This window comes from Thermocrinis jamiesonii (assembly GCF_000702425.1).
Lineage (GTDB): Bacteria > Aquificota > Aquificia > Aquificales > Aquificaceae > Thermocrinis > Thermocrinis jamiesonii.
The window spans coordinates 138,592-151,574 of sequence record NZ_JNIE01000002.1; the positions used below are offsets into that span (position 1 = coordinate 138,592).

A 12,983-nucleotide genomic window follows, 5' to 3' on the forward strand; every position below is an offset into this window, starting at 1 on the left:
ACATAAACCTTTGGTAGATACAAGTGAGGGAGTTCAAAAATTTCATCAAAATCCAACTCCAAGGATAGGTGGGTTGGCTGTCTTTTCTGCCTGTGTGGTCTCTGGCTTATTTTCAACCATCCTCGGAAAACCTTTTGGAAAAGAATTTTTAACCCTTTTTGCTGTGTCTTTACCTGTCTTTTTAGCGGGTTTTGCGGAAGACATCACTAAAAAAGTAAGTCCCAAAATTAGATTACTATCCGCCTTTGTTTCTGGGATTTTGGTCGTGGTCTTTCTCTCCGCAGGATTAAAAAGAATAGACGTACCCATCCTTGACGAGCTTCTTAAAAACTCTGAGATGTTTTCTCTTTTTTTTACCGCCTTTGCCTTGGCTGGTATGGCTAATGCCATGAACATAATAGACGGCTTTAACGGCTTGGCTGGTGGTGTATCAATGATTATATTCCTCTCATACGCTTATGTAAGTTTTGTTCTGCAGGATGAGCTTTTGCTTTATCTGAGTTTAATCATGGCTTCCGCTATTTTTGGTTTTCTACTTTTGAACTTTCCTTTTGGTAAGATCTTCTTAGGAGATGGTGGAAGTTACTTTATAGGCTTTTTGGCAGGTTTGGAAGGCGTGCTTTTGGTAAATAAACATCCTGAAGTTTCCCCATGGTTTGTGCTCATGCTTTTGGCTTATCCAGTCTTTGAAACAGTTTTTTCCATTTACAGAAGAAAGTTTTTAAGAGGGGGCAGTCCCTTTGAACCTGATGCCATACATCTGCATACGTTAATCTACAAAAGGATCATAAGAAGAAAATACAAAAGAACCCATCCGGTAATAAGAAACTCTTTGACCTCTCCCTACCTTTGGAGTTTTCAGATAATGGCGTCTATACCTGCTCTTCTCTTTTGGAGAAACACTATACCTTTGGTCTTATCCTTCTTAGCCTTTTGTTTTTTCTACCTTTGGTTTTATTGGAGGATAGTTAGATTTAGGCTTAAAATGTAGGGTTATATACGGATGAAGCGAATTATAGTAATACCGTCAAGGTTGGGGTCTACGAGACTTAAGGAAAAGCCTTTACAGCTAATAAATGGCAAACCTCTTGTAAGGTGGGTGGCGGAAGGGTGTTTGAAAACTGGGGAGGAGGTGGTCCTTGCTACAGACAGTGAAAGGATAGCTGAGGTGGTTCAAGACTTACCCATCAGAATAATATTCACTCCTTCTGACCTTCCTTCTGGAAGCGACAGGACAGCTTACGCCCTAAAATACGTAGAGGCAGATTACGTGATAAACTATCAAGGTGATGAACCCTTTGTTTATAAAGAGGACGTAGAAAGGCTTTTTTGTGCTTTGGATGAGTATCCTGTTGCTACCCTTGCCATACATGACCCCACCGCATACGACAACCCTTCCTGCGTAAAGGTAGTCCTGGACGAAAACCAAAATGCTCTATACTTTTCCAGAAGTCCTATACCTTACATGAAAAAACACCTTTCATTCTATCCTCTAAAGCACGTAGGCATCTATGCCTTCAGAAGAGATGTTCTTATGGACTTTGTCAGATGGGAACCATCAACCTTAGAAAGGCTTGAGTCCTTAGAACAACTGAGACTCTTAGAGAAAGGGGTAAAGATAAAAGTCCTTCTCAGCTCAAATTACTATCACGGCGTTGATACAGAAGAGGACCTAAAGCTTGTAGCCCAAAAGCTCACTTTTTACTCTTAATATACTGCTCCCAGTTCTCCGGATTGAAAGGAGATAGCTCTCTTAGCAGTTTTACGGTCTTTGGAAATTCTTCCGCCACATAATCCACATCCTCTTCCGTGTTGTCTCTTCCAAAGCTAAAGACCAAAGAACCGTTTGCCACTTCCTTGGGAACTCCTATGGCAAAAAGCACGTGGGATTGTTTTAAAGCTAAAGACACACAAGCGGACCCAGAGGCAGTTTCCACACCCATAAGGTCAAGCCTCAAAAGCATAGCTTCTCCTTCTATAAGATGGACAATCAAAGAAAGGTGATGAGGAAGCCTTTGGGTAGGATGTCCAGTAAATTCTATGTAGTCAAGTTTTTCCTCTATGGCTTTTTTAAGTTTGTCTCTGTAATAGGAAAGCCTTGTCATTCTGTCCTCTAATTCCTTTTGGGCAAGCTCTGCCGCCGCACCAAAACCCACTATGCCCGGCACATTTTCTGTTCCAGCTCTGACTCCCCTTTCCTGCGTTCCACCTTCAATGAGAGGTCGGATCTTCACACCCTTTCTGGTCCATAAGGCACCCACCCCTTTTGGTCCATACATCAGATGGGCTGTAAAGGATGCACAATCCACACCCCACTCTTGAAGATTAACGGGGTAGTGCCCTAAGGTAGGACAGGCGTCTGTATGGAAGATCACCCTTGGATTCTTTTCCTTTGCAGCTTCTACTAATTCCTTAATATTCTGTATCGTTCCTATTTCTCTGTTTGAATGGCCTATGCTTACCAAAACTGTGTCGCTTCTGATTGCCTCGGCAAGTTGGTCTTTGTGTATAAGCCCATACTTGTCTGGCTTTAGGTATGTTACTTCCCACCCTTCCTTTTCCAAGCTTTTGAGAGGATGAAGTATGGAGTGATGTTCTATTTCGGTAGAAACAATGTGTCTTCCTCTTTTTTCGTAAGCCTTAGCTATACCTTTTATAGCAAGGTTGTTAGCCTCTATACCGCCCGATGTGAATATGATCTCATCCGGAGAGTTGGCACCTATCAAAGAAGCCAATTTTTCTCTTGCTTCGTTTATAGCTTTTTTCGCTATCTGACCAAAACTGTGTAAAGATGTAGGATTACCAAAGTGTTCCCTAAAATAGGGAAGCATAGCCTCCAGCACCTCTTGTGCTACTGGCGTGGTCGCTATGTGATCCAAATAAACAACTCTCTTGCCAAGCTTTTTTATAAACATTGCTTACCTCCTTTCAAGTTCTTCTGCAATAATCTTGGCTATGTTCAAAAACGCTTTAGCAGATTGAGAATCTGGAGAGCTTTCTACTATGGGCACTCCACTATCGGAAGTTTCTGAGATTGCAGGCTCTATAGGCACAGAGCCCAATATTTTAAGTCCATAAGCAAGGGCAAAGTTTGAAACCCTTCCTTTACCAAATATGTAGTATTTATTGCCAGACTCTGGACAGACAAAGTATGCCATGTTTTCCACCACACCAAGCACCGGAATACCCACCTCTTTGAACATAACCACCGCCTTTTTTACATCCGCAAGGGCTACGTCTTGGGGGGTGGTAACCACTATTGCGCCGTCAATTTCCACCGTTTGAGCAAGGGTCAATTGAACATCTCCTGTGCCCGGTGGTAGGTCCAAAACCAAAAAGTCCAAACTACCCCACTTTACATCAAAAAGAAACTGAGTTAAAGCTTTCATTAGCATAGGACCGCGCCATATGAGCGGTGTATCCTCCGATGGGAGCAAAAAGCCTACGGACATTACCTTCATTCCAAAGGCTTCTGCAGGTATAATTCGGTTAAATTTATCCACCTCCACCCTTTGATTTTTTAAGCCCAGCATGGTTGGTATGCTTGGACCGTAGATGTCTCCGTCCAAAAGACCAACTCTGTATCCAAGCTTGGACAAGGCAAGGGCAATGTTTACCGCTACAGTAGATTTGCCCACCCCACCTTTACCACTGCCGACCACTATTAGGTGTTTGATACCAGAAAGTCTGGTTTTATGAAAACCGGGACTTTGGACAGGCTGTCCCATTGGAGCAAATTTTATTTCAAAGTTCTCCACACCCTCCACCTCTTTAAGAACGGTCATAGCTTTGTCCCTTATCTCACTTTCCAAGCTTTTGTTAGGCAATACAAAAATCAGTTCAAGCTTATCACCCACAAGCCTTATATCCTTTACCAACTCGGAGAGTTTTTTGTTTTCCACCGACTGCCTTGCCAAGGCTTCCATTATCTCCTTTACTGCCATACTACACCTCCGCGTATAAATGAATATAATTTATTTAAAACCACCAACTATGAGCTTTCTCAATGAATTTGATTAAACTTAAGCGTTGGTTTTATAAGAAGATATACAAGGAAGCTTTTGAGAAGTTCAACTGGGATTTGGATTTAAAAAAAAAAGGTAAAGGATCAATGTTTTGTGGTTTTTGATACAGAAATGTCTCACTCTGATTTCAAAACTGCAAAGATTTTAAGCTTGGGTGCCTTTCGTTTGGAGGGACTAAAGCTAAAACTTTCTGATCACATAAGCTTTAAAGTTAAAAACTTCATGCAAGACTTAGAAAGCATAAAGGTGCATGGCATATTGCCTGACGAACTAAAAGAAGGCATAGAACCGGAAAAAGCCTGTAAAGAGTTTATTAAATTCTCCTGGGACTGCGTGCTCGTGGGCTATTTTACGGAAATAGACGTGTGGGTGATGAGGAGTTTAATTAGGGAATCGTGCGGAGGAGTTTTCCGTCCCTACTACATTGATTTGGTAGATCTTTTGGAGATTAGGGATAAAATACCTACCTTAGAGGAGCTTTCCAAAAGCTTGAACTTGCCCCTTTCAAACTTTCACGATGCTTTGGAAGATGCCTACATAACATCTTTAGCTTTTTTAAAGCTTGTAAAAAAGTATGAGGACCTTGAGGTAGGAGAGTTGCCCATAAAAGTGTAGTGTTATAGATTTTAAATCTTCAGCGATAACTAAGCTATGGAGAAAAAGGTAAAAATAAGTTTGATCTTGGAAAGTTTTCACAATTTAGAAAAGGCTTATGCGGACTTGAAAAAGCTTGTATCGATGGGCAAAGAAGAATTTGTAAAGAACAAGCTTGTTTGGGATAAGGCAAGGGTGGATTTTAACTTGGCTTTTGAAAGTTCTATGAGACCTTGCAGACACTTATCTGTGGTTTATGGTCTAAGGACTACGTCAAAAGACTGTTTGGTAAAGTTGGGCGAGCACATAGGTTTTAAAGATTTAAAAAACCTTCAGGATCTTACCAACTTCTACATTGAATACAGAGACCCAAAAAAAACAGTAGATCCAGAAGAGCTATATCACTTTTTAGAACAAAATATCCATGTATTTAAGGAATATGCAAAGGCGGTGGTGGAACACATAAAAAAAACTACCGGGAATGTTCTTTTGATAGACTTTGACCTTCTAAGACAAAAAGCAAAACACGTGAAAGATTCCGTAGACAAAATAAACTTCGTTCTTTCGGTAGATTTAGAAGAGTTCAAAAGCAAGCCTATGTATTACGATAGAGTAAAGTATTTTTATCAAGTAGCTTACGATTCTTTGTTTGACATATGCAAACATTTAGCACCAAAGTTTGGAATAAAAAAGTTTGGAGACGATTGCCTCTTAAAAATGGTAGAGCACGGAATAGTCTCGGAGGAGCACAAAGATAGAATTATCAAGATGATAAAGCTTAAAAATAAACTAATAAGCACGTGGGATATACCACAAGAGGAGCTTTATGAAAATTTAAGAGAAACAAAGGATTGGTTTGAACCGTTGATGAAAGAGATTGCTGTTTCTCTCAAAAACCTATTAGAAAAAGTTTCTTCAAGTCAAAAATCACCGCTAAGAAACAACCAAGAGAAAGAAAAGGACAAAAAGGAATAGCAAAGTTTATGTTTTTGTTTTTTAATATCGTAGGAATGGCATAGGTTAGCCCAATAATACTGCCAAGAAAAACCGCCCCTATCACTCCCCAAATGCCTGCTACAGAACCTATAAAAGCCATAAGCTCCACATCTCCAAAACCCAAACCTTCCATCTTTCTTATCTTAGTGTAGTATAGGTAAATAAGTAAAAAAGGTAAAGCGCCAGACATTGCTCCCACAAAACTTTCAAATAGACTAAAGTCCGACCTAAAAACGGAAGTTGTAAAACCAAAGAGAATACCGCCAAGTATGATTGGCTCAGGCAAGCTAAAAGTATCCCAGTCTATCATGCTAAGGACCAAGAGGGTGGAGAAAAAGATGTAAAAAACCAAGGCAGACAAGCTAAAGCCCCACTTGTAGAAGCATATCACTGCCAAAAGCCCACTTGCCATCTCAACAAGCGGATATCTCAGAGGTATTTTACTTTTACAGTTTCTACATCTGCCTTTCAGCATAAGGTAGGAAACTATTGGAATGTTGTCATACCACTTTATGGGAACTTTGCAGTTTGGACAGTGGGAAGGCGGATAGGCTATGGACATACCCTTTGGGATTCGGTATATCAAAACGTTGTAAAAACTTCCAAACACCGCACCAAGCACAAAAAGAAGAAGATAAACCACAACTTTATTTTAAAATTATTACAAGACATGGAGATCGTAGAGGTCCCAATAGAAGAAGAGGTAAAACAGTCTTACATAGACTACGCAATGTCTGTTATTGTGGGGAGGGCAATACCGGACGTTAGGGATGGGCTAAAGCCCGTTCAAAGGCGCATACTGTATGCTATGTACGAAATGGGGCTTTTGCCTGATAAAGGCTTTGTAAAAAGTGCAAGAATAGTTGGCACAGTCTTAGGATACTTTCATCCTCATGGTGATCAGGCAGTTTACGAAGCTCTTGTGAGAATGGCTCAGGACTTTGTTATGAACTATCCACTTGTAATAGGACAGGGAAACTTTGGTTCCATTGACGGTGATCCGCCCGCCGCAATGAGATACACGGAAGCCAAACTATCCAAGTATGCCCTTTTGATGCTTGAGGACATAGACAAGGATACGGTGGATTTTGTGCCAAACTTTGACGGCTCTACATCAGAACCTCAGGTCTTACCTTCTAAGTTTCCGAACCTTCTTTGCAACGGAACCTCAGGTATAGCAGTAGGTCTTGCAACATCCATACCACCCCATAACCTAAGGGAAGTAGCCAAAGCCCTTATCCTTTTAGCCCAAAATCCAGACGTAGAAACAGAGGAAATAATGAAACATCTCAAAGGTCCAGATTTTCCTACGGGAGGAGTAATTGAAAACTACAAAGAGCTTGTAGAGTTTTACAAAAAGGGAAGGGGGCAGGTCAGAATAAGGGCAAAGGCGCACGTGGAAAAGGTCTCCGGCGGAAGGGAACAGATAGTCATAACAGAAATACCCTATCAGGTAAATAAATCGGAGTTAATAAAGAGAATGGCGGAACTAGTAAAGGAAGGAAAGCTAAAGGAAATATCGGACATAAGGGACGAGTCGGACAAGGAAGGGTTAAGGATTGTGGTTGAGCTCAAAAGAGAAGCAAAAGGTTCTGATGTTTTAGAAAAGCTTTACAAATACACCCAGCTTAGAAGAAACTTTCCTATAAACTTTGTGGTGCTGATAGATGGAGAACCAAAGCAGGTAGGTATAAAGGTCCTACTTCAGGAATTTATACGCCACAGGTTAGAAGTAATATACAGAAGGTCTAAGTACTACCTAAAAAAGGCTGAGGAGAGACTTCACGTAGTTAATGGTTTGATAATTGCTCTTTCTAATTTGGACGAAATCATTCAGGATATAAAGACTTCTAAGGACATTGCGGAAGCTAAGGAAAGGCTTATGAGAAAATATTCGCTAACTGAGACGCAGGCTAACGCAGTGCTGGACTTGAAGCTTCAAAGGCTCACCTCCTTGGAAAGAAGTAAATTGGAAGAAGAAGAAAAAGAACTCAAAGAAAAGATAGCCTATTACAGAAGGCTTGTGGAAGACGAAGGGGAACGGTTAAAACTTTTCATTGAAGAAACTTCCAAATTGGCCGAATCTTTTCCATCGGTCAGAAAGACCTTTGTTGAGGGTTTAGATCAGGACTCTAAGACGGGTAGTATAACGGTAGTAATATTCTCAGATGGAAGGGTTATGCCTTTGGAAAACATAGAGAGTGGGGAAGTGGTAAATGTGTTGGAAGTGCCCTTTGACGATGGACTATTTATGGTGTCTAACCGGGGTAGAGTCTACTGGATAGCAGGGGTTCAGGCTTTACAGGGCAGCAGGGTATCTTTCAAAGAGCCAGAAGAAAAAATAGTGGGTGCCTTTGTAAGATCCCAGGCTATGGACAGGCTCCTTCTTGCTACCAATAAAGGATACATAAAGAAAATACCTTTGGTAGATTTTGAATATAAAGCTCAGGGAATAAGCATCATAAAGCTAACCGAAGATCAAGGGCAAATCATAAGACTTATCCAATCTCCAGAAGAGGGGCATATTATTCTTTTCACCAAGGAAGGAAGGGTGTTGAGGTTTCCAATCTCGGAAGTATCACCCGCCACTGTGGGCTCTAAAGGGATGGTTGGCATAAAGCTTGAAAAGGGTGATGAAGTGGTGGGCTTGAGGGTTGCAAAGGACGAGGAGTTTTTGCTTTTAATCACAGACAAAGGTAAAATAGAAAAGATTGATGCAAACAGTGTGCCCATCAGAAGTAGAGCTGGAAAAGGTGTGGAGGTTTTAGCTTTAAGGAGGGAAAAACTTGTGGATGTTATACCCATTAGGAAAGATGAAGAGCTTGAGCTGATGTTGGCTACAGCTGAAGGTTCTGTGTTTTACGACAGGATAAAGGCTGAGGAAATTCCAAAGGGTGTGGTTAGGGAAAGGTGGAGTATGAAAGGGGACCGCTTAGTTAAAATCGTTATAAAGAAGCGTTTATAATAAATCTTTTGAGGAGGAAAGGATGATAAGTGCAGAGTTGGTAAAACAGCTTAGAGAAATGACAGGCGCAGGTATGTTGGATTGTAAAAAAGCTTTGGAAGAGGCCCAGGGCGATATAGAAAAGGCTAAGGAGATCCTGCGGATCAGAGGCCTTGCCAAAGCTGAAAAAAAGGCAGGAAGGGAAACGAAGGAAGGCATAATACAAACCTTTGTGTCTGAGGACAGAAAAAAGGGTGTGATACTGGAGCTAAACTGCGAAACAGACTTTGTCGCAAAGAACGAACATTTTATAGAGTTAGCTCTTAACTTAGCAAAGCACATAGCAAGCCTTCCTGAGAATGCCAACGGTTCGGGAACCTTCGAAGATATTAGCCAGCAAACTTTCTTTGCAGATCCTTCACAAAAGCTGGAAGAGGTTGTAAAGTCAGCCATAGCAAGGATAGGGGAAAACATAAGGTTGAGCAGGTGGGTAAGGTTTGATGCAGAAGGATACGTGCACGCTTATGTGCATGGAATGGGCAGAGTGGGTGTCCTGATGGAGTATAAAGCGGATAGTCTTTCGGACGATGTTTTAAGGCTTGCGCAGGATATGGTGCTTCAGATTGCAGCAATGAAGCCTGAATTTGTCAACGTAGAATCTATTCCTGCAGAGTTATTGGAAAGGGAAAGAAGAATACTAACAGAGCAAACGCGCCAGGAGGGAAAGCCTGAGAACATAATAGAGAAGATTGTAGAAGGTAAGCTCAAAAAGTTCTACCAAGAAAAAGTCCTTCTTGAACAGCCTTTCATAAAGGATGAGAAAAAAACAGTAAAGCAGTATATTTCACAAACAGGTCTAAACTTTGAGGTGGTAAGGTTCGTCAGGTTTGAAGTGGGTTCTGCCTGATGGATCTTGTTTATAAGAGAATTCTTTTGAAGCTATCTGGAGAAGCTTTTGCGGGCAGTCAGAGCTACGGTATAGACCCAAAGTTTTTGGAATACATCACAGCGGAAATAGGCAGTTTAGTAAAGGTGGGCGTTCAGATAGCTATAGTCATAGGAGGGGGGAACATATTTAGAGGCATAAGAGGTTTAGAAATAGGAATAGACAGGGCTACGGGAGACTATATGGGAATGCTTGCTACAGTCATAAACGCTTTGGCCCTTCAGTCCGCTCTGGAAAAGCTCGGTGGCATACACACCAGGGTCCTGTCAGCCTTGGAGATAAGACAGGTTGCAGAACCTTACATCAGAAGAAGGGCAATAAGGCACTTAGAAAAAGGTAGGGTAGTTATCTTTGCCGCAGGCACAGGCAATCCCTTCTTTTCTACAGACACCGCGGGAGCACTGAGGGCAGTGGAGATCTCTGCTCAACTTTTCATAAAGGCGACAAAGGTTGATGGTATATACACGGATGATCCTCTAAAAAATCCGCAGGCAAAGTTCATAGACCAAATATCCTACCTTGACGCTATAAACATGGGACTAAGGATCATGGATCACACCGCTTTAACATTGTGTATGGAAAACAAACTGCCCATCCTTGTGCTAAACATTAACAAACCCGGCAACCTCTTAAGGGCTGTTATGGGTGAAAAGGTCGGTTCTTTGATCAAGTAAGCTTTCCACTTGTGCCCTTACCTCTTGCACTATATCCTCCAAGCTTTTACCTTTTGGATAAACCGGCTTTCCAAAGACCACTTTTATCTTTGTAGGTTTTGGAAATCTGTCTCTTATGGACATAGACTGATAGGTGCCGACTATTGCGGTTGGAACAATCGGAACGTTTAACACACTGCTTAGAATAGCAAAGCCCTTTTTAAAAGGAAGGAGTCTTCCGTCTCTTGTCCTTGCACCTTCCGGAAAGATCACCACCACCTTCTGCGTCCTCAAAAGCCATGCGGTCTTTTCCACAGACTCTTTAACCTTTTTCTGAAGGTCTATTGGCACCACATGTGCTAACTTTCCAAAAGTTGAGCTTATTGGATTTCTAAAGTACTCTTCCGCTCCCAAAAAGTAGGTTTTACTTGCAATAGAGTGAGGTAGGGCACTTGCCAATACAAAACCATCCAAATAACTTGCGTGGTTTGGAGCGATTATAAAGGGTGGTTCAGGCAGGTTTTCCAATCCATAAACTTCTAACCTGTTGTAAAGTTTGAAGCAAAGTTTCAGCAAAAAAAGACCCAAATTAAACACAGTGTGGTTGTGATAAGGAATGTAAGGACTTGCGGACCTTATTATTTTTTCCCAACTTATCTCTTGGGGTTCAAACTTCTGCCTTTTTTCCTTTACAAGATTTTCAAGCTCTTTTACAGTGGGATGAAGAGAGAGATCTTCTTCCCTTAAGAAAACGCCAAAGCTTGATTCTAAGAAGGCTAAAAGTTCTACCTTTGCCAAAGAGTCCAAGCCAAGGTCAAGCTCTATGTGTTCAAAACCCTTTACTTCTTTTCCAGAAAGTTTAGAAAGAAATCTTGCTATGACCTTTCCTTCTTCTTCTAAAACTACCGTTGATTCTTCCTTTTTCTTTTCTATCTTTTCCAAGTTTCTGTATATTTCTGGGATCATAAACCTTCTTAGCTTTCCAAGACGGGTTTTGGGCAATTCCTCAGAAGTCAGTTTAAACCCCTTTATCCTTTTCCAATCCGGAAGCTCTCTATTGACCTTATCCACCACCTCCCACTTTATGTATTCCTCAAGGTTTAGTATTTTCATTTCCTTTGCCTTTTCAAAGTCGGGATAGATCAGCGCATGAAGGCTTCCATCTACCTCTAAAACGCAAACTTCCTTAACAACCGGACTTCTTTTGGATATTAGCAGTTCCAACTCCTCTGGGTTTACGTTTTTACCCCCAGACAAGACTATAATCTCTTTTTTCCTTCCTGTTATGTATAAATAACCTTCATGGTCTATGTATCCTAAGTCTCCGGTAAGAAGCCAACCTTGTTTGAAGACTTTTTTCGTTTCCTCCTCCTTTTTATAGTAACCCTGCATAACGTTTGCACCCCTTACCATAATTTCACCGTCTAGGTCTACCTTAACCTGAACTCCTTCTATAGGCAAACCTACTGAGCCAAGCTTTATTTTGTTTGGAGGATTAAAACTAACTATGGGGGAGGTTTCCGTCAGACCGTATCCTTCAAGGACTAAGAAACCCAAGCTGTCAAAGAACTTGGCAGTTTCTAAGGGAAGCTTTGCACCACCGCTTACCATATACTTTAGCTTTCCACCAAAAGTCTGATGGACCTTTTTGAAAACCAACTTTCTTAGCCTTCTTCCCAAAACTGGACTAACTTTAAGTAGGACTTTAGCCAAAGCGTTTTGTTCTATTTTTTCTTTAATCCTTTGGTGTAAAAGTTGATACAGCCTTGGTACCCCTATTAGTATGCTGATAGGATGCTTTTGCAAGGTTTCCAACAGTGCCTCTGAGCTTAGCTTTTCTAAAAAGACTATAGTAGCACCCAAGTATATGGGCAAAAGCATAGAGACCACTAAAGGATAAGAATGGTGGAAGGGAAGGAGTGCCAAGGTGCTGTCTTCCTTTGAAGCTACCCTAAGACGCTCTACGCCGAGGATGTTCGAAACGATGTTTTTAAAACTTAGCATTACACCTTTTGGCTCTCCGGTGGTGCCGGAGGTGTAAAGGATTAGCGCTGTGTCGTGAAAGTGTCTGCGCATAACATGTTCAATGGGCTTTGGTGGTATGACTCTGTCTAAGTTTATTACCGTAGTGTTTAAGTTTAAAGAAAGTAGAGCTTCCCTTAGGTGTTCTTCTGTTTTTTCGGAACACACCACCACACTAGGAGTGGTCTCCCTTAGTATGTATTCAAGGTCCTTTTTGGAAGACATATAGTCTATTGGAACCCCTATCCCACCCCTCTGCCAAATGGCATAAAGGGCATATATCCACTCGGGCCTGTTCTCTGCAAAGATAACCACTCTATCACCCGGTAGAATGTCCATATAATTGGCATACTCTTTTGTATTTTCTATTAATTCAGAGTAGGAAATTTCTTTTTCTTTGTATATAAGAGCGGTTTTTTTAAAATCCTTTGGTATTGGGACAACAAGCTTGTTCTCTAAATCTATCTGCATTAAGATTTTTCTTCTTCTTTTTCTTTGTGATACCCGCTTATGTATTCTTTCAGAAACGTAATTCGTGTGTTTGCATCAACCTTTAAAGAAACTGTGTTATCCCCAATTTCCACCACCGTTCCTATTATTCCCGAAGAGGTTACTACCCTATCCCCTTTCTTTAGCTTAGAGAGAAACTCCTGATGTTTTTTTCTTGCTTTTTGCTGTGGTCTTATCAAAAGAAAGTAAAACAAGGCAAACAGGAAGAGAAAGAAAAATAGCTGAAAAAGTAGTGCAGACCAAGGGCTTGAACCATGGGGAGACCCATTCTGAGCAAAGGCAAACTCTATCAT

The 12,983-nt window shown here is 41.2% G+C and carries 12 protein-coding genes; 7 read left to right on the forward strand and 5 right to left on the reverse strand.

Features of this window, described 5'->3' with window-relative positions:
- The first annotated feature begins 10 nt into the window (after nucleotides 1–10).
- Nucleotides 11–991, forward strand: coding sequence for an MraY family glycosyltransferase (locus K217_RS0100855; RefSeq protein ID WP_231476964.1), 981 nt, complete (start codon nucleotides 11–13; stop codon nucleotides 989–991).
- Nucleotides 992–1,003: 12 nt separating this feature from the next.
- Nucleotides 1,004–1,711 carry a 3-deoxy-manno-octulosonate cytidylyltransferase gene (gene kdsB, locus K217_RS0100860; protein ID WP_029551252.1) on the forward strand — a complete coding sequence of 236 codons (708 nt, stop codon included), beginning with the start codon at nucleotides 1,004–1,006 and terminating at the stop codon, nucleotides 1,709–1,711.
- On the opposite strand, the gene K217_RS0100865 is transcribed toward kdsB, so the two are convergent.
- On the reverse strand, nucleotides 1,695–2,915 hold the full coding sequence (locus tag K217_RS0100865; RefSeq protein WP_029551253.1) for a cysteine desulfurase family protein: 1,221 nt from the start codon (nucleotides 2,913–2,915) through the stop codon (nucleotides 1,695–1,697). The genes kdsB and K217_RS0100865 overlap by 17 nt on opposite strands.
- A 3-nt stretch (nucleotides 2,916–2,918) precedes the next feature.
- On the reverse strand, nucleotides 2,919–3,944 hold the full coding sequence (locus K217_RS0100870; RefSeq protein WP_029551254.1) for a P-loop NTPase: 1,026 nt from the start codon (nucleotides 3,942–3,944) through the stop codon (nucleotides 2,919–2,921).
- Nucleotides 3,945–4,118: 174 nt separating this feature from the next.
- Here K217_RS0100870 and K217_RS0100880 point away from each other — a divergent pair, with 174 nt between their 5' ends.
- Entirely contained in the window at nucleotides 4,119–4,640 is a 522-nt protein-coding gene (locus tag K217_RS0100880; RefSeq protein WP_029551255.1) for a 3'-5' exonuclease, read from the forward strand.
- A 36-nt stretch (nucleotides 4,641–4,676) separates the two neighbouring features.
- Entirely contained in the window at nucleotides 4,677–5,594 is a 918-nt protein-coding gene (locus K217_RS0100885) for a DUF86 domain-containing protein (protein ID WP_052178006.1), read from the forward strand.
- Here the strand turns inward: K217_RS0100885 and K217_RS0100890 are convergent.
- Nucleotides 5,509–6,258 (reverse strand): prepilin peptidase, encoded by a 750-nt coding sequence (locus tag K217_RS0100890; protein WP_029551257.1) that lies wholly within the window; start codon nucleotides 6,256–6,258, stop codon nucleotides 5,509–5,511. The two genes, K217_RS0100885 and K217_RS0100890, sit on opposite strands and share 86 nt — an antisense overlap.
- Nucleotides 6,259–6,285: 27 nt before the next feature.
- Here K217_RS0100890 and K217_RS0100895 point away from each other — a divergent pair, with 27 nt between their 5' ends.
- From K217_RS0100895 to pyrH, 3 genes are read left to right on the forward strand one after another with little or no spacing between them, the layout of a single operon-like run.
- Entirely contained in the window at nucleotides 6,286–8,580 is a 2,295-nt protein-coding gene (locus K217_RS0100895; RefSeq protein WP_029551258.1) for a DNA gyrase/topoisomerase IV subunit A, read from the forward strand.
- 22 nt (nucleotides 8,581–8,602) lie between these two features.
- Nucleotides 8,603–9,466: a translation elongation factor Ts gene (gene tsf, locus K217_RS0100900; protein WP_029551259.1), complete on the forward strand. Its 864-nt coding sequence runs from the start codon at nucleotides 8,603–8,605 to the stop codon at nucleotides 9,464–9,466.
- The gene (pyrH, locus tag K217_RS0100905; protein ID WP_029551260.1) at nucleotides 9,466–10,179 is read left to right on the forward strand and encodes a UMP kinase; all 714 of its coding nucleotides are present in this window, start codon (nucleotides 9,466–9,468) and stop codon (nucleotides 10,177–10,179) included. The genes tsf and pyrH overlap by 1 nt, the downstream gene beginning before the upstream one ends.
- Here pyrH and K217_RS0100910 read toward each other — a convergent pair.
- Together K217_RS0100910 and yajC are read right to left on the reverse strand one after the other, a co-directional pair.
- Entirely contained in the window at nucleotides 10,135–12,651 is a 2,517-nt protein-coding gene (locus K217_RS0100910) for an AMP-binding protein (protein ID WP_029551261.1), read from the reverse strand. The two genes, pyrH and K217_RS0100910, sit on opposite strands and share 45 nt — an antisense overlap.
- Complete coding sequence (gene yajC, locus K217_RS0100915; protein WP_029551262.1) at nucleotides 12,651–12,983, reverse strand: preprotein translocase subunit YajC; 333 nt, start codon at nucleotides 12,981–12,983, stop codon at nucleotides 12,651–12,653. Before yajC ends, K217_RS0100910 begins: the two co-directional genes overlap by 1 nt.